This window comes from Hymenobacter sp. CRA2, from assembly GCF_002007105.1.
GTDB lineage: Bacteria > Bacteroidota > Bacteroidia > Cytophagales > Hymenobacteraceae > Solirubrum.
This window is the reverse complement of the sequence record NZ_MVBC01000014.1, coordinates 101,376-120,811: the sequence shown is the minus strand read 5'-3', so window position 1 is coordinate 120,811 and position 19,436 is coordinate 101,376. Positions and strand designations below refer to the sequence as shown.

Sequence of the window (19,436 nt, the reverse complement as noted above, 5' to 3'; positions counted from 1 at the left end):
TTACAGGCTAAGGTTGAGGCCGACGGTGTAGCTGCGGGCCTGCGGCACGGCGCGGTTGTCCACGCCGAAAGCAATGTTGCCGTTAGTGCCCTGCGTGGTGTTGTTGCGGTTGGAGTTGACCTCCGGGTCGGTGCCGTTGTAGCCCGTAATCACGAACACGTTCTGCACCAGGGCGTACACCCGCACGTTGCTCAGCTTGGCCTGCCCCAGCAGGTTCTTGGGCAGGTTGTAGCCCAGGCTTAGCTGCCGCAGGCGCAGGAAGTCGCCCTTCTCCAGCCAGCGCGTGGAGGCCTGGGTCGAGACGTTGTCCTGCAGCACCAGCTTCGGTATGTCGGTCTGGTCGCCGGGCTGCTGCCAGCGGTCCATGATTTCCGTGAGGTTGTTGTTGTAGTAGTTGGTCAGCAGGCCGGCCCGCGTGGCGTTGTAGAGCAGGTTGCCGCCGCTGTACTGCAGGAAGATACCCAGCTCCAGGCCTTTGAAGGCCAGGGTATTGTCGAAGCCGCCGTACCAGGTGGGGTAGCCGCCCTTGTCGGTGTAGCGGTAGTCGTTGGTGCTGATGGCCGTGGTCACGTCGCCGCTGGCCGTTAGCCAGACCCGGTTCACCGCGTCGTACTGCTTGATGTTGTCGTTGGCGTCCAGAAACTGGGCGTTGCCGTTTTCGGGGTTGACGCCCGCCCAGCGCGGCAGAAAGTACACGCCCAGCCGCCGCCCCACGCTGGCGCGCTGCGCGCCCGCCACCACGTCGTTGGGGTCAGAAGACTGCCCTTCCGGTACGGGCAAATCGGTGGCCAGCGAGGTAATCTGGTTTTTTACCGCCGTGAAGTTCACCGAGCTGGTCCAGCGGAAGCCCGAGGCGGTTTGCACGTTGGTGGTGTTTAGCGTCGCTTCCAGGCCGCGGTTGTACATCGAGCCGATGTTCTTCGTCACCACCGTGCGCACGTAGTCGATGGAGTTCGGGATGCCGGTGGTGCGCAGCGCCGGCGCGTCCAGAATCAGGTCGCTGATGTCGTTGTCGAAGTAGTCCAGGGTGAGGCTCACGCGGTTGGTGAGCACCGAGGCGTCCAGCCCGATGTCGAGCTTGCGGGATTTTTCCCAGGCCAGCTCCGGGTTGCCCACCTGCGTGATGCCCAGCCCATTGACGTCGGCGTACTGCCCGGCCCCGATCAGGGTGCGCGAGGCGTAGGGCAGCAGGCCGTTGGAGTTGCCCACCACGCCGTAGCTGGCGCGCAGCTTCAGGTCGTTGATGAGCGTCACGCCCTTCAGGAAGCCTTCCTCCGAGATGCGCCAGCCCACCGAACCGCCGGGAAAATAGCCGCGGCGGTTGTTTTCGCCGAAGCGCGAGTCGGCATCGGCCCGGAAGTTGGCCGAGACGTAGTACTTATTGCCGAAGGAGTAGTTCAGGCGGGCCAGGTACGAGTCGAAGCCCTGGGTGTAGCGCGAGCCGTCGGCCTGCAGCGCTTCGGTCGAGAGGCCCGTGAAAATCTCCTTGAATTTGGGGTCGGCGAAGTTGGCCGCGTACGTGCCGATCTGGCGCTGCGACTCTTCCTGGTACTCCACGCCCACGGTCACGTCCACGTTGTGCTGCTCCCCGAAGGTGCGGGTGTAGTTGAGGTAGTTGGCCCAGTTCCAGAGGTTTTGGCGCAGGTCGTTGTTTTGTACCAGCCCGTCGCCCAGCACCCGGCCCAGGCCCGACAGCCGCGGGTCACTGTACTGGTCCTCGAAGTTCTGCAGGTAATCCACCCCGAAGCGGGTGGTCAGCTTCAGGCCGGTGAGGGGCTCCACGGTGGCGTAGCCGTTGGCTAGCAGGCGCTGCGAGGTGTTGTCGTTGCGCTGGTAATCCAGCACGGCGCTGGGGTGGTTCACCGCGTTCAGCCGGTAGGTGCGGTAGAAGGGGTAGGCCGTGCCGTCGATGGTAAACACGTCGCCGCCCAGGTTGCCGAACGAATCCAGGAAGTAGTTGCCGCTGGCGTCGCGCACCGGGTAAATCGGCGCCGCATTGTACCCCGATACCGTGGCGCCAGCCAGGTAAGTATCGGTGAGCACGCCGTTGTTGAGCGTGCGCGAGTAGCTGCTGCTGATGCCCGTTTTCAGCCACTTCACCGGCTGCAGATCCAGGTTCAGGCGCACCGAGCCGCGCCGCAGGCGGTTGGCCACCAGCACGCCTTTCTGGTCAGTCCAGTCGCCCGAGCCATAGTAGCTGGCTTTGTCGGTGCCGCCCGAAATAGCCACCTGGTAGTTCTGCGCGAAGCCGCGCCGAAAAACCTCGTCCAGCCAGTCGGTGCGGTCGGGCTGCCCGTCGCCGTCGATATCCACGTTGCGGGCAATGACGGAATTAGGCGTGCCCGGGCCAAAGCGGTTCAGCGCCTTCTCGTTCTGAATCTCGATAAACTGGTCGCCGTTGAGCAGCTTGGGCTTGCGCACGATTTCGTTCACGCCCACAAAGGAGTTGAGCGACACGCGGTTCTGGCCGGCCTTGCCGCGCTTGGTCGTCACGATGATGACGCCGTTGGCCGCCCGCGAGCCGTAAATGGCCGCCGCCGACGCGTCCTTCAGCACGTCAATCGACTCGATATCGTTGGGGTTGATGTCGGCCAGCGTGTTGTAGCGCGTGCCGTTGCCGGTGTTGAACTGGTTGGCGTTTTCCAGCGAGTTGGTGGGCACGCCGTCCACCACAATCAGCGGCTGCGAGCTGTTGCTGATGGAGTTGGCCCCCCGGATGCGAATCGACACGCCATCGGCCAGGGCGCCGCTGGAGTTGGTGATTTGGACGCCCGCGGCGCGGCCCGTCAGGGCCTGGTCGAAGCTTTGCACCGGCTGGTTCAGCAGCTTTTCTTCCCGGATGATGGCCGCCGAGCCCGTGATGTCCTTCACGTCCTGCGAGCCGCCGTAGCCCGTTACCACCACTTCCTTCAGCTGCTGCGCGTCGGTGGCCAGGGCCACGTTGAGCTGGTCGGAGGCGCCGATGGGCTGTTCCTGGCTCAGGTAGCCAATGGAGCTGAATGCCAGGGTGCCTCCGCCGCCGTTGGCCATGGTGAGGGTATAGCGCCCATCGGTATCGGTGGATACGCCGTTGCTGGTGCCTTTCAGCAGCACCGTTACGCCGGGCAGGCCTTCACCCGTCTGGCGGTCGGTGACGCGGCCCGTAATGGTGCGGCTCTGCGCCACTCCCTGCTGCACCAGCGTGAGCATCAGCAGGAGAAGCACTAGTAGGTTTTTTTTCATAAAAGGAGCAGTAGGCAGGTGAGTGAAAAAGCCGTAGGGTGCCCGCTTGGAGCAGCCGATTCGGGCAAGAACTCACCCCTCTTTCCGAAGGGCACTGCTTATTTTTTCGGGCGCCCGGCTTCTTATTCAAGGCGCTCTTTTTGCCGTGTGGAGTGTTTGCTGATTATTGGTTATTGATCAGGTTATCAGTAGGTTGTTAGCAAGTTGAAGGTATAGGTTTCTATACTTCTGGTCGTAGTGCCGCTTGCCGGCTTGGCCGGCGCCGCGCCCTGCTGCCCACGCCCTCAAACCAGCACCTTGCACCAGGAACCGGGCACTTCACACAATAGGCGTTGAAGCCCGCGGCCGCAGGTGATTGTATAGGGGCGGATTTCGGTAGCAGGGCGCCGCAGGGGCGCCGGCGGTACCGGTCCGGGCACCCTAACTTCTTGGGCCATGGCAAGTACTACGCGCCAGGTGAGCGGAATTGAAGCCTCCAACGCGCCCGCCCGGCAGTGTCGTGGCCGGGGAGGCTGGCTAAGCCGATGGCTGGCTTACGTGCTCTGGTGGGGCGCCCTGCTGCTAGCGGCGCACAACGGGCAGGCCGGACCCAGTGCCGCCCTGAACCTGCCTTTTCGCTTCAAGCAGGACCACCTGCGGCAAGTAGCCATTTCGTACAAGGGCGGGCACGGGTTTATCATCATCGTGGCCCGGCTGAACGGCCAGGGGCCGTTCAACTTCCTGCTCGATACCGGCACTTCCGCCAGTGTCATCACCGACCCGAAGGTGGGGGAGCTGCTCGGGCCCGCCTCGGCGGCTACGTGCACCCTGGCCGGCGTGGGGCGGCAGGCGCCCCACGCCGCGTACTGGAGCAGGCCCGGGCGCTTGGAGTTTGGGCAGATCGAAGCCCCGGCGCTGTCGTTCGTGGTGACCACCCAGGCGGTGACCAACAAACTGCTGGGCCTGCCGTTGCACGGCATCCTCGGCTATGATCTGTTTCGCAGCTTCGTCGTAACCATTCAACCCCGGTTGAATCAGGTCATCTTTGCGGATCCGGCGCAGCCGCTCGACCTGCAAGACCACGCCTGGGCAAGACTGCCGCTCACGCTGGAGGGCAACAAGGCCTGCGTCAATGCCTCCATCGCCGTGACCGATTCGCTGGTGCTGCCGCTGAAGTTGGTCGTGGACACCGGCGCCGGGCACGCCCTCTCGCTGGAAACCGCTTCTGATCCGCGCCTGTGCCTGCCGGCACGGCGCACGCGCGCCGTGGTGGGGCACGGCTTGAGCGGCCCCATCACCGGCTACCTGGGCCGCATATCCCGGCTGCAACTGGGGTGCTACGCACTTAGCTCGCTTCTAACCTCCTTCCCGGATTCCAGCAACCTGGGCAGCCGCATTGAGGTGCCACGCAACGGTACCCTGGGCCTAGCGGCGTTGCGGCGCTTCGATATCGTGCTGGATTACCTGCACTACCAGCTCTTGCTGCGACCCAACGCCCAGCCGGACGGGTCTGCCGCATCCAGCTCAAACTCCGGGCAGTTGGCCCTGAGACGTCCGCTGCGCAAGTCGCGCGTCCCCAAATCCGGAAAGGTGCCCACCAGTCCGGCAGAGAGCATTGCGGTGGTGAAGCCCGACGAGGAACTGCTTACCCGCGCCGTGGCGCCCAGATAAAATCAGGAGTAGCTACCAAAGAAGTCGGACTTAGTAGCGGGAATAGGGCAGGGCAATGGTGCACAATATCAATGCCTTGGCAGTGTTGCTTATGCTTTTATCGGACGGAAAATATATATTTATCAGTAGCTATATTGTTGACCTATGAACCCAACCATTCAACCCAGCCGTACGGCCGCCGTCCCTCCGAAAGCTGCGCACGGCAGCCGATTATTGCGCATAGTACTAGTGGCTGGCACCCTGGATATCGTCACGGCCATAATCGTATTTGGCGTGTTGCGCGGCACGGCCACCCCCGTGCAGATCTTGCAGTCAGTGGCCAGCGGCGTGCTGGGGCCGGCCGCGTACCAGGGCGGGGCTAGTTCGGCGCTGTTGGGCCTGGGCCTGCACTACCTCATTGCCCTGATCTGGACGACGCTGTTTGTGACTGCGGCCCGTGCGTGGCCGGTGCTGCGGCGGCACTGGGCACGCAGCGGCGTGCTGTACGGAGCCGCGGTGTGGGCCCTAATGAACTTGGTTGTGGTGCCCTTGTCGCAGGTGCCACCGCGGCCGCTCACCCCGGTGGGCATAGCTCTGAACCTGGGCATTCTGGTGCTGATGATCGGGCTGCCCATTGCGTACCTGACGCGGCGCTTCTACGGCGCGGGCAATCAGTAAAAAGCAACGGCCCGGCTGCAGTAGCCGGGCCGTTGCTGATAAAGCTATGCAATACGAATGTGGGCTGCGACCCGCCGGGGCTTAGTAGCCCACCGGCGCGCCCAGTACGGGCGCGTAGCCCGGGGCCGTGCTGCCCTGCGACACCCGCACGCCGCCCGACACGGAAAAATGCTCCGTGATGTGGTAGTCGGCGCGCAGATTCACGCCCTGGCCCAGGTTGCCGCCAAAGCCCGCGTAGGGGTTGACGGCCGGCCCTGCGGGCGAAAAGTCTTTCCAGGCGCTGCCCGTGAGCGAAAGACGCGGGCTGAGGGCGTACGTGCCGCCGCCCTGCAGCAGGTAGTGGTTGGTGCCCGCCCAGGCGTTGGCTTTGGTGCCCAGCTCGCTGGCCGGCAAATAAGCCGCGCCGGGCATGCTGCGTAGGTAGGTAAGGCCCCCGAACAGCTGCAGGCGGTTGGTAAGCTGGTAGTTCACCCGCGGGCTGAGGTAAGTAGCCGAGCCAAAACGACCGGCAAATACGGCCCCGGCGTTCAGGCTGTAAGTCAGCGGCGAGGTGCGCAGGCCCGGCGCGGGCGGCACGTCGGCTGCCGCGGCCGATTGGGCATGGGCGGCCGAGGTGGCCAGCAGCGGTAAAAGCAAAAAGGCGGAGGGGAGCAGGTGGCGCAGCATAGAAAGTCGGGGCAAAAGCGGCTTCCGCCAAGGTACGAAACCGGCGCCGAAGCCGCCAGCACAACGGCACGCCCAGCCCGTTGGTGCCGGGCGCACGGAAAAATTATCGGCGCGGAGGCCAACCAAACGGGCTGCTGGCTGGTATTAACGCCGTTTCAGTTCCACCCAAATTTTTCGTGCGCATGAACCTCGGCGGCAATACTGTTCTCATCACCGGCGGCGCCACGGGCATCGGCCTGGCCCTCGCCGCGCGCTTTCTGCAGGCCGGCAGCACCGTCATTGCCATGGGCCGCCGCGCCGATGTACTTCAGCAGGCCCAGCAGCAGCTCCCCGGCCTGCACACCCGCGTCTGCGACGTGGCTTCGGCCGAAGAGCGCACCGCCCTGCGCGACTGGGCCACGCGTGAGTTTCCCGGGCTCAACGTGCTGGTGAACAACGCCGGCGTGCAGCGCCGCCTGCAGGTCGCCGACGAGGAGGCGTGGAGCGAGCGGCAAGCCGAAATTGCCATCAACTTCGAGGCGCCGGTGCACCTGGCGGGGTTGTTCGTGCCGCACCTGCGGCAGCAAGCCGGGGCTGCCATCATCAATGTCACGTCCGGGCTGGCCTTCACGCCGCCCACGTTTGCGCCTATCTACGGGGCCACCAAAGCCGCCCTGCATTCCTTCACCATCGCCCTGCGCCATCAGCTGCGCGACACCAGCATTGAGGTGCTGGAAATCGTGCCGCCGGCCGTCAATACCGACCTGGGCGGCACGGGCCTGCACACCTTTGGGGTGCCGGTAAATGAGTTTGCCGACTCGGTAATGGCGCGCCTGGCCGCCGGCGAACTGGAAGTGGGCTTCGGCACCTCCGAAGAGCGCCGCCTGGCCTCCCGGGCCGAGCTGGACGCCGCCACGGCGGCCATGAACAGCCGCTTTAGCTAATGGCCTCAGCCGCGGCCACTTGCCTATCTGTGGTAAGTGGCCGCGGCTACTGGTACTAGGTCGGCATCAAGGCTCCAATGCACCGGCCAGGCTGCTGGTGGCCGCTTCGGGCGCCGACTCCGTGCGCGTTTTGGGCAGGCACTCGGGGTAGTGCTGCTGCACGAAGGCCACCAGTTTTTCGCGCACTTCGCAGCGCAGCTCCCACAGGTTGCCGGAGTTGGCGGCGCTGACGAGGGCCCGCAGTTCCAGTGTGCGCTCCTTCGAGTCGGTGACGTGCAGCACGCACACGCGCTTGTCCCAGTACTTGGAGGCCTCGGCAATGCGCTGCAGTTCCTGCCGTACGGCGTCGACGGGGATGGTATAATCGGTGTAAATCAGGGCCGTGCCCAGCAGCTGCGAGGTGGTGCGCGTCCAGTTCTGGAAGGGCTTCTCGATGAAGTAGTTCAGGGGCAGCACCAGGCGCCGCTCGTCCCAGAGGCGCAGCACCACGTAGGTGAAGGTAATTTCCTCCACGCGGCCCCATTCGCCCTCCACCACCAGCACGTCGTCGATGCGGATGGGCTGGGTAAAGGCTAGTTGAAAGCCAGCCAGCAGGTTGCTGATGGAGCGCTGCGCGGCAAAGCCCACGATGACGCTCACAATGCCGGCCGAGGTAAGCAGCCCGGTGCCGATTTTGCGCACCGTGGCAAAGCCCATCAGAATAAGCGCTCCGGCCAGGAAAATGATCAGCGATACGACGAACTTGCGCACGAACTGCAGCTGCGTGTACAGCTTGCGCACCCGCAGGTTGTCGGCTTCGGTGAGCTGGTAATGCTGCCGAATGAGGTCTTCCGCCACGTTGACGACCCGCACCAGGCACCAGGCAAACGTGCTGATGAGCGCCGCTTCCGTTATCCGCCGCAGCACCTCGAAGGGCTTCGGGGCCAGCGGGGCCAGCGGCAGCATAAACGAAAGCACCAGCACGGGCAGGAAGTACGTGCTCGGCTGGCTCAGCCAGCGCGCCACCGAGGCCGTCACCAGCGACTCGGTGTGGCGGCTGTGCACGCGCAGCAGCGCAAAGACGAGCCACTTCAGAAGCAGGCCCACTGCGAGGCCGCCCAGCACCACGCCGGCCGTTTCGAGGGCAATGGAAAGTTGGTAGGGGAGGTCCAGGCCAAGGTCGGACATAGCAATGCAGCGCCGGCAGCCCTGTGCCCGGCCGCCTGCCTCCTCTACCCCGGGCCGCGGGCAAAGGTTGTATCCGGCGCCGTGCCAGCTGGCCGTGTGCCGGCGCCGGGCTGGTTCGCATGGCTATGTGGCTGGATAATGACTGGTTCTCACATCAACATGTGAATCAACGCGTTTGGTATACGCGGTACCTTTGCACAGTTGATGCGGCGTGCGGCTAATGGCCTGGCGTTGCGCCCTTTTGCTTACTGCCATTCGCGTTATGCCCTATCCCGGACAAGCCCTCGAAAACCCCGTAACGGGTCAAACCATTTACTTCATGACCACCGCCCGGCAAAGTGCCGGCACCGAGCTGGTGCTGGAATCGAGTTACCGGGCCTGGGGGCCGGAGCCGCTGCCGCACTTTCACCCGCAGCAGGAGGAGCTGTTTGAGGTGCTGCAGGGCGAGCTGATGGTGCGCCTCGACGGGCAGCTGCGCACGCTGCAGCGCGGCGAGCGGCTGCGCATCGGGCCAGGACAGGTACACGCCATGTGGAACGGCAGCCCGACCCGCGCCGTGGTGCGCTGGAGTACGCGCCCGGCCCTGCGCACCGAGGAGTTTCTGGAAACGCTGTTTTCGCTGGCGCAATCCGGCCTGGTCACGGCGGAGGGCACGCCGGGCTGGCTGCAAACCTCGCTGCTGCTGCACGAGTACGCGGCCGAATTTCGGTTGGCAAAACCTCCGCGCTGGCTGCAGCAAACCATATTTGCCTTCCTGCGTCCGCTGGCCCGGCTCATCGGGCTGAAGGCCGTGTACGGCCCCCGAATGCAGCCCGCGCCGCTAGCTGCGACAAGACGCCGTTAGCGGCTCAGCACCTGCTGGCTGTGCACCACGTGGCCGCCGTGCGCGGCCAGGTCGGCCTTGGCCTGCTCGAAGCCCTCGGGCGAAATGGCCCGGGTAGCATCCTCGATCAGGTAGGTATCGAAGCCTTCCTGCTGGGCGTCTTTGGCCGTGAAGTACACGCAGTAGTCGGCGGCCAGGCCGGCCACGTACACCTGCGTCACGCCGCGGCCGCGCAGGTAGTCGGCTAGGCCGGTGGCTTTGCGGTGGCCGTTGTCGAAGAGGCCGCTGTAGCTGTCGATGTCGGGGCTGGTGCCCTTGCGGAACACCGCTTCGATGCGGTGCTGATCAAGGGCTGGGTGCAGCTCGGCGCCGGGTGTGCCCTGCACGCAGTGGTCGGGCCAGAGTACCTGGTCGAGGCCTTCCAGATCAATGTGCTCGAACAGCTGACGGCCGGGGTGGCTGCTGGCAAAGCTCAGGTGGCCGGCCGGGTGCCAGTCCTGGGTAGCCACCACCAGATCGAACTGCGGCTGCAGGCGGTTGACCAGCGCAATGATCTGGTCGCCCTCGGGCACTGCCAGCGCCCCGCCCGGGACAAAGTCGTTTTGGATATCAATCAGCAGCAGCGCTTTCATTAGGAGCAGTTGGTAGGTGGTAGTGGGTAGGAGGTGAGCCGGGGCAAAAGTAACGTCCGGGGCACCGTGGGGCTTTAGGAGTTGGTGCCAAACGGAAAGGTGCGCAGCAGCTCCCAGGGGCCACCGCAGTAGGCCCACAGCCGCAGGCCCGTGCCCGTGGCCGCAAACGGCACAAATTCGGCCTGGAGCTGCTGGTGTAGCGCCCGGGCCTGTTCGGGGGATACTTTGTTTTGCACCGTTACGTGCGGGCGGCGGCGCTGCTGGTCCTGCGGCGTGAGGTGCGGCAGCCAGTGGGCCTGCAACTCGCGGTGCAGCGCTTCGGTGGCGGGGCTGCTGAGGGCGTAGGCCACGCCGCGGCCCAGAAACTGCAGGCCCGTGACGTCCAGCGGTATGGGTGCCTGCGCGCGGCTGCGGGCCGTCAGGTAAGCCTCAATGTCGTCCAGCTCAGCCCCCGGCAAGTGGTGAAACAGCGTGAGGTGCGCGGCGAGGTAGTTGCGCTCGGGCGGAAAATGCGCCTGCCGCAAAGCGTCGAAAAAAGCCTGCGCCGCGTCGTCGAGCTGCAGGGTAAGAATCAAAGGGGCCTCGATGCCGGGCATAGGGCAGCTGGGGAGCGGAGGAAGCGGCGCGGCCACCCGCGGCCGGCACCCGTCGCGCTTTCAGTACTGCCAAGGGGCCGCTAATGTTTTCGCCCGTGGCCGGCCGGCTCAGGGCGCCGCCGGCTGAAAAGCTGGTTTACGGGGCTGGGTTAAACACTTCGGCCAGCAGCTGCCAGCCGGTTTTGCCGCGCTGCCACAGGTGCACGTAGCTGCCACGGGCGGCTGCGGCGTCGGTGTTCTGGTAGGTGCCGTAGGTGTAAGCCAACTCGCCCGAGCGGGCCACGCGGCCCCCGGCGGGCAGAAAGCGGCGCGGGGCTTCCGCGCTCAGCTGTTGCCGAATGGCCTCGGCCGTGGTCAGCGGCAGCGCGCCTTCGCGCAGCAGGCGGGCCTGCGGGTGCAGCCGCGCCGCATAAGCGCCGGGCAGGCCTTGGGCTGTGGCGTCGGCCGTGAGCTGTTCATCCAGGGCGGTGGCGGCCGGTGCGGCTACCTTGCTCACCACGCCCGCGGCGGGGTAAACAACCTGCGCGGGTGGCTCGACCACGGCCGGCAGGGGGTGGCTGATGCCGTTATCGAGCAGCCAGCGGTAGCGGCCGTCGGGCTGCCGGGCCCAGATGGTAAAAAACTGCCCGTACGCTACGCGTTTGCCCTCGGGCGTCTGAATAAACCACGGCCCGGTGCTGTAGCCCAGCTCGCCCGAGGCGGCTGCACCGGCCACGGCCGGGCCCCAGTGCAGGGCCGGTTCGGCGGCAGTGGGGGCCGGCCGGGCGCTCCACACGGTGTGCGCCAGCGCCGGCTGGGCCTGGCTGAACACAATGGCTGAATCGGCCATGGTGGCCAAAAAAGCAGCTTTGGTGCCCTGCATAAGCGCTGCCTGGGCAAACGCCCGCTCGGCCGCCACAATGGCTTCGACGGCCGCGCGGGGTGCCGGGGAGGAAGTGCGCTGGGCAAAAGCGCCGGCAGTCAGCGCGCAAAGCGAAACGGTCAGAAGGCGGGTAGCGGGCAGGAACATAAGCTGGCTGGTAGTCATCTGGGTAAGCGGGGAACGAGGGCTGGAGCCCGCGCTACAGAGGGCCTCAAGGTGCGGATTTGGCACTCCGGATACAACGACATGATGATGTGAGTAAGTCTGTGTTTAGCTCTGATTAGCTAGGAGTTATATGGTTGATTGTCAGTGGTAAATAATCCAGTAAATAAGCTTCGGTAAGGACCTTGCAGCGTGCGGCGGGTGTTATCAACCCGATGACCGACCAGCTGTTATTGCCCATCCTGAATAGCCCGACAATCACTGCGCCCGATGCGCCGCGCACGCACGCTGCCAAGCTGTGGCTGCCCAAACGGGTGGTCTTCACGCCCGATGCGCTGGACGAGCCTTTCGGCCAGCAGATTCTGGAGCGCGTGACGGCCCACGACCTGGAGGTGGAAATCCTGAAAAGCAACCGCCTCACCGGCCTGCGCGGCGACGATGCCCGCGACACTTACCGCCGCGCCAAAAGCACGCTGGCCGTGGTGAAAGCCCCGCCGAGCGCGCTACGCCTGCAGCCCACCCCACCTTCGGCCGACTGGCAGATGAACCTCGCCGAGGGCTGCCCGGCTCACTGCCAGTACTGCTACCTGGCCGGCTCGCTCAGCGGCCCGCCCGTGGTGAAAGTATTTGCCAACCTGCCTACGCTGCTGCAGAACACGGCCGCCTACGAGCAGCCCGGCCGGCTCACCTCGTTTGAGGTCAGCTGCTACACCGATGTGCTCGGCATCGAGCACCTGACGGGCAGCCTGGCCGAGTGCATCCGCTACTTCGGCGAGCAGGAAGGGGCGCGGCTGCGTTTCGTCTCCAAGTACAACCACGTCGATTCGCTGCTGGCCTTGCCGCACCAGGGACACACCCGTGCCCGCGTCAGCCTCAATGCCGAGCCCGTCGCCCGCAAGCTCGAAGCCGGTACGGCCTCCATCGAAGCCCGGCTGCAGGCGCTGCGCCAGTTGGCGCTGCCCGTGGCGCAGGGTGGGGGCGGCTACCCCGTGGGCGTGGTGCTGGCGCCCATCATGCCCATCCCCGGCTGGCAGCAGGAGTACCGCACGCTGCTCGACCGCGTGCAGGCCGCGCTGGACTTTCCTTGTGACCTCACGGTGGAATTCATCAGTCACCGCTTCACGCCCGGCTCCAAGGACGTGCTGCTGCAGTGGTACCCCAATACCTCGCTCGACCTCGACGAGGCGGCCCGCGCCGTGAAGCGCAATAAGTTCGGCGGCCTGAAGTACGTATACCCGCCCGATGAAATGCGCGCGATGAAGCAGTTCTTCTACGCCGAGTGGCAGCAGCGCTTTCCGCAGGCGCCGATTCTGTATTGGACGTAAGCCGGAGTAGCATCAGCCAGCGCCGGTTTCGCTCCTGGCGAAGTGAAACCGGCGCCCGGAATCGGGCCGGCTTGCAGCCCGCGTAACTTGCTGAGTAGGCAGTAACGGATGCAGTTTGGCAACCTGCTTTATTTTCGGTGCCAATTTAGCCGCAGGCGCGACCGGCGCCAGCTTCTTCTTCCATGCAAGCCATCATCTTCTGCGGCATTCAGGCCACGGGCAAGTCCACCTTTTACAAGGAGCGCCTGTTCAATTCCCACATCCGCATCAGCCTTGATCTGCTCAAGACCCGCAACCGTGAGCAGCGCCTGTTGCAACTCTGCCTTGACACCCAGGCTAAATTCGCCGTCGACAACACCAACCCCACGGCCGCCGAGCGGGCCCGCTACATTGCCGCGGCCAAGTCGGCGGGCTACGAGGTGGTGGGCTATTACTTCCAGTCGGTGCCGCGGGCGGCGCTGCTGCGCAACCGGCAGCGGCCCGTGGCCGAGCAGGTGCCCGACAAAGGCATTTTTGGCGCGGCTGGGCGGCTGGAGCTGCCGCGCTACGCCGAGGGCTTCGATCAGCTGTACTACGTGCGCATCGGCGAGGGCGGAGAATTCAGCGTGGAGCCGTGGCAGGACGAGCAGCCGAGCCCGCCGCCCGCTTCACCGGTTTCCAGCGCAGACTAAGCCGCACCGCTGCGTAGCTTGCCGGCATGAAATTCAACGACCTGGATGCCCGCCTGCGGGTGTTCGAAACGGCACACGACCACTGCGCCCTGCCGGGCCTGTACCTGGTGGCCCGGCTGGATGGCCGCGGCTTCACCCGCCTGACCAAGGAAGTGTATTCCTTCGAAGCGCCGTTTGACGAGCGGGTGCGCGACATGATGGTGGCCACCGTGCGCCACCTGATGCATTGCGGCTTCCGGGTACGGTACGGCTACACCCAGAGCGACGAAATTTCTTTGCTGCTGGACCTGACTGAAGATGCCTTCGGCCGGAAGCTGCGCAAGCTGATTTCGGTGCTGGCGGGCGAGGCCTCGGCCGCCTTTTCGCTGCAGCTCGGCGGCGTGGCCTGCTTCGACTGCCGCATCGCGCAGCTGCCTGGCCCCGACTACGTGGTGGACTACTTCCGGTGGCGGCAGGAAGATGCCCACCGCAATTCGCTCAACGCCCACTGCTACTGGTTGCTGCGCCGCGCAGGCGTAGCGCCGGCGGCAGCGCACGCTCAGATCAAACACCTGAGCACCGGGGCCAAACACGAGCTGCTGATGCAGCGCGGCATCAACTACCACGACTTGCCCGCGTGGCAAAAGCGCGGCACTGGCGTGTACTGGGGCCAGGAAGTACGCACCGGTTACGACCCCATTCGGCAGCAGGCGGTGCAAGCCACGCGGCGGGACCTGCAGGTGGATTATGAGCTGCCGTTGGGGGCGGAGTACGAGGCCCTGGTGCGGCAGTGGCTACAGCCCACGGGCACCACGAGCTAGCGACGCGGCCGTGTATTTTGCAGTATGAAATCCGTCGTCGACAAACTCCAGATCAAGCCTGGCGCCGTAGTCGGCCTGCTGGGCCTGCCCGCCGATTTGCAGCCCGTCTTGGCCGAGCTGTGGGAACGGGCCACCGTGGAAGCTGCCCTGGCCCCCGCAGTACCCGTTACCACCGTACTGGCCTTTGCTACCAGGCAGCAGGAAATAGCTGATGTGGCCGCGCAGCTTGGCCACGCCCCCGGCGACGTAGCCGTGTGGGTGGCTTATCCCAAAGGCTCCTCGAAGAAATACCGCTGCGAGTTCAACCGCGACACCGGCTGGGCTGCGCTGGGCGCAGCCGGCTTCGAGCCCGTTAGTCAGGTCGCCATCGACGAAGACTGGTCGGCGCTGCGCTTTCGGCGCGTGGAATACATCAAGAAGATGACGCGCAAAGGCGCTATTTCAGCCGGCGGGCAGGCGCGCATTGCACCGGAATGATTGGTAAAGGATTATGCAGGACTACCAGGAAGTAACAGACGTACGAGAGTTCTTCAGCCCTTATCCTTACTGGAGTTGCAGCGTGTTCGGATTCGAATACCGACCTACTGAGCAAGTTTTTCAGCTTGTGGGCACGCTGTTGGATTTCAACGTAGAGCGTGGCTGTCGGAAGTTTGTTGATATCCAATTTACCGGTGTAGAATGCTTTCACAAGTCAGTGCCTAAGGGCTACCACAGCCCCTATGCAGCCTCGCCTCACCGCTATGAGCAGCAGCCAGATGAGCGCATGGTGGAAGTGCACGACGCCAGTACCACGACTCAGAAGGGAAAATTCAAGACCGTACTTGAAATGACGTACCTGATGGGCAACATCACTCTGGTGTACGAGCGTGTATTCATCAAAGTCAAAATCGGGCGGGGTGTGAAGACGCAGCCAGACCAGTGGGATTATTTCGATGTGGCTACCGGGCAGCGGTTTGATTTCTACCGGCCCTTCGCCGGGTAACGGGCGGAAGAGGTCAGACGCGTATTTTCGGCCCACCATCCACCCGTTTTGCCCGCCTATGGCCCAGCCGTACTCCCTGCTCTTCTGCCATGCCGCCCAGGTGCTCACCCTGGCCGGCGGCCCCACCGACCGCCCCCTGCGCGGGGTTGACCTCACTGAGTGGCAGGTCATCGAGCACGGCTACGTGGCCTGCCTTGGCGAGACCATCGTGGCCGTGGGGCCCATGAGCGAACTGGACGCCGGCCGCATCGGGCCCGCCACGCGGGTGGTGGATGTATCGGGGCGGGTGCTGATGCCGGGCCTGGTGGAGTGCCACACGCACCTGGTGTTCGGCGGCAACCGTGCCGACGAGTTCCAGCGCAAGCTACAGGGCGAGTCCTACCTCGATATTCTGGCCTCGGGCGGCGGCATTCTGAGCACCGTGCGCCGCACCCGCGCCGCCTCCGACGACGAGCTGCTCGCCAGTGCCCTGCACCACCTGGAGGGCTTCCGCCGCTACGGCGTCACCACCCTCGAAGCCAAGAGCGGCTACGGTCTCGACGCCGCCACCGAGCTGCGGCTGCTGCGCATAGCCCGGCAGGCCGGCGAGCAACAGGCCGTGCGGGTGGTGCCCACCTTCCTCGGCGCGCACGTGCCCGGCCCTGAGTACAAAGGCCGGCCCGCGGAGTACCTGCAGATGCTGGCCGCGGAAGTGCTGCCGGCGCTCAACCCCGCGGAAGTACCGTTCGTGGATATTTTCTGCGAGGAAGGGGCGTTTTCAGTCGAGGAGTCGCGAGGCTACCTGCAACGGGCGCACGAAAGGGGCTTCGGGCTGAAAATTCACGCCGAGCAGCTCCACGACCTGGGCGGCTGCCGGATGGCCGCCGAGCTGGGGGCCCTCAGCGTCGACCATTGTGACTACCTCACGCCCGAGGGCGCGGCTGCGGTGGCCCAGGCCAGTGGGGGGCGTACGGTGGCCGTGCTGCTGCCGCTGGTGCCACTGTTTCTGCGCCAGGAGAAATACGCCCCCGGCCGCGCCTTCATCGAGGCTGGCCTGCCCGTGGCCTTGAGCACGGACTTCAACCCCGGTTCGTGCCCCAGCAAAAACCTGTGGCTGGCCCTACAGGTGGCTTGTCTGAAAATGGGCCTTACACCCCGCGAGGCGCTGGCCGCCGTCACGCTCAATGCCGCTTGGGCCATCGGCCAGCAAGCTACCTGTGGCTCGCTGGAGCCCGGCAAGCGCGCCGACGTACTGGTGCTGCAAGTGCCGGACTACTGCCAGCTGCCTTACTGGCTCGGCGAAAACCCCGTGGCGCAGGTCTTCATCGGTGGAGCTGAGCAGCCAGCTTAGAGCCTATCCGGCAAGTGGCACCGACTGCAACAGGCGGTCAGGTCGAGCTGGTCGTGGCATATCGCGTGTTTATTCAGATAGTAATCAACCCGTTCAACGAACAGCAGAGCCCCCGAGCGAGATGTCTCGATAAGCTCGACATGACGTTCTGCACATGTCGAATAGGCGCTTAGAGCGTGTTGAGAATTTTTAGTTTAGGTCATGCTGAGCTTGCCGAAGCATGACGTTCTGGAGGTAGTTTCAGCAAAATCCAAATACGCTCTTAGACAAAAAAGAACCGGCCAGCCCCGAGGTGGAGCTGGCCGGTACTGCTAATGCTGTACGATAAGCGGAATAGCTATAAACCACGGATGTCGGCTACGATATCGGCCTCGTTGGCCTCCGTCGGGGTAAGCGTAAGAGTTTGGTTCTGAGCAATGGTCAGGCTCTGCTTGCCGTAGTACAGGCGGCCGTTGTCGGTGCGCAGCGTCAGCACTTTGACGCGCGCGCCCACCGGGACCCGGGCGGCCGTGAACGTGCTGCTGCCATTGACGCCGCAGACTTTCATCACCGCGTTCAGGTCCTCGAACACGATAAAAACCCCCGTGTTGTCGATGGTCACGTTGCTGCCCGCCACCGTCACCGCCAGTGGCGTGGCCGTTTGAATGGTGGCAAACCGGTCGCAGTTGATCCAGCCCTCGCCCGAGTTTAGCAGGGTGCCGGGCACGGAGCCCGCAAACCCTTGCTGGCCGTTGGAGCTGAGGGTGGAGGAAGGCACCGGTACCCAGCCAAAGCAGGCCGTGCCGCTGCCGCCCCCCACGAATAGCTGCATGCCCTGCGCGCTGTTGAGCATGGCCGGCGGCACCGTTGAAAACGTCACGCGGGTGGTGTCGTTGATGCGCAGCGGCACGTTGTCCTGCGTGGCCAGCAGCTGAAACTCACCCGCCGATTCGAGCAGTTGCCCGTTGGTGTCGACGGTGGGCATGGCGCTCAGCACCATGTCGCCCTTGCCCATGATTTCGCGGACGGCCATTTTAATCGGGCTGGTCGACAAGGGGCGGTTGTCGGAGCGCACGAAGTTGCTCGGGGTAAAGGCAAACCGGTTGCCCTTGGCCGTCGTGACGGTCTGCCCCGAGCCCGGCGTCAGGCTGAATTGCTGGCTGATGGCGCCGTATTGGGTAGCAAAAGCGGTTAGCGTGGCGGGCGGAGGCGTGACGGTGCCACCGCCGTCGGGCGTGCACACAACCAGATCAGCTTTGCAGCCCAGCAGGCTAACGGCAAGTAAAGCAGGTAGAAAATACTTCTTCATGATGGGAGCTGAGCGTTACCGTTTGGCACTGGCCGCGCCTGGGCGCGGCTTGTCTTTCAGGTTGAAGGAGAGGCCCGTCTGCAGCCCTACCGACCAGGGGCGGCGCTCCACCAGCCCGGCAGCCGGGTCGGTGAGCGAGTTGAGCTGGTACTGCAGCGTGGGGCGGAGCAGCAGGCGCACATCCGGGTTGAGGTAGTACTCCAGGTAGCCGCCAGCCGTGGCCGCCACCGCCCAGGTGCGGTAGCCTTCGTCGGATGCCGGGGCGTCGCTCTGCAGGCAGTTGCAGGCCGTGCCCGTGGTGGTACGGCCCCCGGCGTAGGCGCCCAGCGAGGCGCCGGCCAGCCAGCCCACCGAGTAGCGGTGATTGGCCGCCAGCTGGTACTGCACCTGCACAGGCATGGTGATGAAGCGGTACACGTCGCGCTGATCCACTTTCACCACGCCGTCGCCTTTCTGCACCTGGTAGAGGTAGCGGGTGGCGTAGTCGGTGTAGCCCAGGCCCAGCGACACTTTCAGGCGCTTGTTCAGGGCGTAGGCCAGCCCCACATGCGCGGAGTAGCCCAGGGCAGGGCGTTCCAGGCTGGCCAGCTGCCGCTGCGCCAGCGTGCCCCCGCCCGACAGCTGCCGGTAGGAGAGGGCCGACCCGACCAGCACGTTAGCCGTCAGGTTTTTGAGGATGCGGGCCCGCCGCGTGGGGCGCGGGGCGCGGTTGCGCTTGGACCGGCGCACCTCCGGCTCTTCGGGCTCGGGGCGGGCCACGGCCGGCGCTACGGGCTCCAGCGCTTCGCCGGAGGGCCTGATGCGGCCGGCGCGTGCTGCGCGGCCCGTGCGGCTCCAGGCCGCCGTTGCTTCGCCGTCGGCCGAGGCCGCGCTGGCTGCTACCGCGCCACGGAGCATCTGCCGGCGGCTGCGGCGCAGGCCCGAGCGGGACTCGGCCGCATCGGCCGCAGCTGTAGCGGCCAGCGCCGAGCGGCTGGCGCGGCGCTTAGCCCGCGCCGAGGCGGAAGTGGCTTTCGACAACGAGCCTGCGCTTGCGCGGGCTGCTCCGGAGAGGGAAGCCGCATCCGCTGCCGAGTGCATAGCCGCCGTGCTGTTGTGCGAGCGGCCCGAGCGAGCCGCGAGGCGCCGCAGGCGAGCCGCCGACGAACCCGACCTGGCAGCGGCCGTGCGGCTAACCGCCGTGGATGCGTTTGCGGTCCGTGTGAATTCGGCCCGTCCGTAAGCTGATTCCTTGGTAGTAGCGCGGCGACCAGCAGTTGCAGCTGAAGCTGTGCTGGTAGCGACGTCACTTCCCCCGGCGGCGGTTGCGCCGCTCCGCCTGGCAGCATCAGCCGCTGAGGTGCCAGCGGCACTGCCGGTGCCGGCGGAGCTACCGAAGCCAGCGCGGCCCGCGGCGGACGCCCCGCCAGCGTTGCGGCTGGTGCCAGACAGACCGTGAGCTGCCAGCCCGGCGCCCGGCTGCGACGTCGGGCGCAGGTAGAGCCAGCTGCCGAGGCTCAGCACGCCCAGCAGGAGTACTGCCGCGGCCGCGCTCAGGTAAAAAAGCGGGCGACGGTCCTTTTTTTGCTGCGGCAGCTGACGCTGAATGTTGGCCCAGGCGTCGTCGGGCGGTGCCGCGCCAAAGTCGTGGAGCTTGTTGTGCAGCTCGCGCAGAAAGTCGTCGGAGTCGAAATCAGTCAT

18 protein-coding genes are annotated in these 19,436 nt (G+C 65.2%); 10 read left to right on the top strand and 8 right to left on the bottom strand.

The window, feature by feature from the left end; translation table 11 throughout:
• Positions 1-3,222: a SusC/RagA family TonB-linked outer membrane protein gene (locus B0919_RS19925; RefSeq protein ID WP_078014043.1), complete on the bottom strand. Its 3,222-nt coding sequence runs from the start codon at positions 3,220-3,222 to the stop codon at positions 1-3.
• Positions 3,223-3,657: 435 nt separating this feature from the next.
• Here B0919_RS19925 and B0919_RS19920 point away from each other — a divergent pair, with 435 nt between their 5' ends.
• Positions 3,658-4,872 carry an aspartyl protease family protein gene (locus tag B0919_RS19920; RefSeq protein WP_078014042.1) on the top strand — a complete coding sequence of 405 codons (1,215 nt, stop codon included), beginning with the start codon at positions 3,658-3,660 and terminating at the stop codon, positions 4,870-4,872.
• A 228-nt stretch (positions 4,873-5,100) separates the two neighbouring features.
• Entirely contained in the window at positions 5,101-5,529 is a 429-nt protein-coding gene (locus tag B0919_RS19915) for a hypothetical protein (protein ID WP_078014041.1), read from the top strand.
• Between the two features lie 81 nt (positions 5,530-5,610).
• Here the strand turns inward: B0919_RS19915 and B0919_RS19910 are convergent, their stop codons facing one another.
• Positions 5,611-6,195, bottom strand: coding sequence for a hypothetical protein (locus B0919_RS19910; protein WP_254846632.1), 585 nt, complete (start codon positions 6,193-6,195; stop codon positions 5,611-5,613).
• 182 nt (positions 6,196-6,377) lie between these two features.
• Between B0919_RS19910 and B0919_RS19905 the strand changes: the two genes are divergently transcribed.
• Positions 6,378-7,118 carry an SDR family oxidoreductase gene (locus tag B0919_RS19905; protein WP_078014040.1) on the top strand — a complete coding sequence of 247 codons (741 nt, stop codon included), beginning with the start codon at positions 6,378-6,380 and terminating at the stop codon, positions 7,116-7,118.
• A gap of 66 nt (positions 7,119-7,184) precedes the next feature.
• Here B0919_RS19905 and B0919_RS19900 read toward each other — a convergent pair whose 3' ends face one another.
• Entirely contained in the window at positions 7,185-8,285 is a 1,101-nt protein-coding gene (locus tag B0919_RS19900) for a mechanosensitive ion channel family protein (RefSeq protein ID WP_078014039.1), read from the bottom strand.
• Positions 8,286-8,547: 262 nt separating this feature from the next.
• Here B0919_RS19900 and B0919_RS19895 point away from each other — a divergent pair, with 262 nt between their 5' ends.
• A complete protein-coding gene (locus B0919_RS19895; RefSeq protein ID WP_176133148.1) occupies positions 8,548-9,129 on the top strand; it encodes a cupin domain-containing protein in 582 nt (193 codons plus the stop codon).
• Here B0919_RS19895 and pncA read toward each other — a convergent pair.
• The 3 genes from pncA to B0919_RS19880 all read right to left on the bottom strand — a co-directional run bounded on the left by pncA (position 9,126) and on the right by B0919_RS19880 (position 11,363).
• Complete coding sequence (pncA, locus tag B0919_RS19890; RefSeq protein WP_078014037.1) at positions 9,126-9,740, bottom strand: bifunctional nicotinamidase/pyrazinamidase; 615 nt, start codon at positions 9,738-9,740, stop codon at positions 9,126-9,128. The genes B0919_RS19895 and pncA overlap by 4 nt on opposite strands.
• Positions 9,741-9,814: 74 nt before the next feature.
• Complete coding sequence (locus tag B0919_RS19885) at positions 9,815-10,336, bottom strand: 2'-5' RNA ligase family protein (RefSeq protein ID WP_078014036.1); 522 nt, start codon at positions 10,334-10,336, stop codon at positions 9,815-9,817.
• Positions 10,337-10,472: 136 nt separating this feature from the next.
• Positions 10,473-11,363 (bottom strand): hypothetical protein, encoded by an 891-nt coding sequence (locus B0919_RS19880; protein WP_078014035.1) that lies wholly within the window; start codon positions 11,361-11,363, stop codon positions 10,473-10,475.
• 299 nt (positions 11,364-11,662) lie between these two features.
• Between B0919_RS19880 and B0919_RS19875 the strand changes: the two genes are divergently transcribed.
• From B0919_RS19875 to hutI, 6 genes are all read left to right on the top strand, one after another.
• Positions 11,663-12,685, top strand: coding sequence for a spore photoproduct lyase family protein (locus B0919_RS19875; protein WP_078014077.1), 1,023 nt, complete (start codon positions 11,663-11,665; stop codon positions 12,683-12,685).
• Between the two features lie 182 nt (positions 12,686-12,867).
• Positions 12,868-13,356, top strand: a complete 489-nt coding sequence (locus B0919_RS19870) for an AAA family ATPase (protein WP_078014034.1) — start codon at positions 12,868-12,870, stop codon at positions 13,354-13,356.
• A gap of 26 nt (positions 13,357-13,382) precedes the next feature.
• On the top strand, positions 13,383-14,156 hold the full coding sequence (locus B0919_RS19865; protein WP_078014033.1) for a tRNA(His) guanylyltransferase Thg1 family protein: 774 nt from the start codon (positions 13,383-13,385) through the stop codon (positions 14,154-14,156).
• Between the two features lie 24 nt (positions 14,157-14,180).
• Positions 14,181-14,633, top strand: coding sequence for a hypothetical protein (locus tag B0919_RS19860; RefSeq protein ID WP_078014032.1), 453 nt, complete (start codon positions 14,181-14,183; stop codon positions 14,631-14,633).
• A gap of 13 nt (positions 14,634-14,646) precedes the next feature.
• Positions 14,647-15,138, top strand: a complete 492-nt coding sequence (locus tag B0919_RS19855) for a hypothetical protein (RefSeq protein WP_078014031.1) — start codon at positions 14,647-14,649, stop codon at positions 15,136-15,138.
• 58 nt (positions 15,139-15,196) lie between these two features.
• Entirely contained in the window at positions 15,197-16,468 is a 1,272-nt protein-coding gene (hutI, locus tag B0919_RS19850) for an imidazolonepropionase (RefSeq protein WP_176133147.1), read from the top strand.
• Positions 16,469-16,805: 337 nt separating this feature from the next.
• On the opposite strand, the gene B0919_RS19845 is transcribed toward hutI, so the two are convergent.
• Together B0919_RS19845 and B0919_RS19840 are read right to left on the bottom strand one after the other, a co-directional pair.
• Complete coding sequence (locus B0919_RS19845) at positions 16,806-17,756, bottom strand: hypothetical protein (RefSeq protein ID WP_078014029.1); 951 nt, start codon at positions 17,754-17,756, stop codon at positions 16,806-16,808.
• A 15-nt stretch (positions 17,757-17,771) separates the two neighbouring features.
• The gene (locus B0919_RS19840) at positions 17,772-19,436 is read right to left on the bottom strand and encodes an outer membrane beta-barrel protein (protein ID WP_078014028.1); all 1,665 of its coding nucleotides are present in this window, start codon (positions 19,434-19,436) and stop codon (positions 17,772-17,774) included.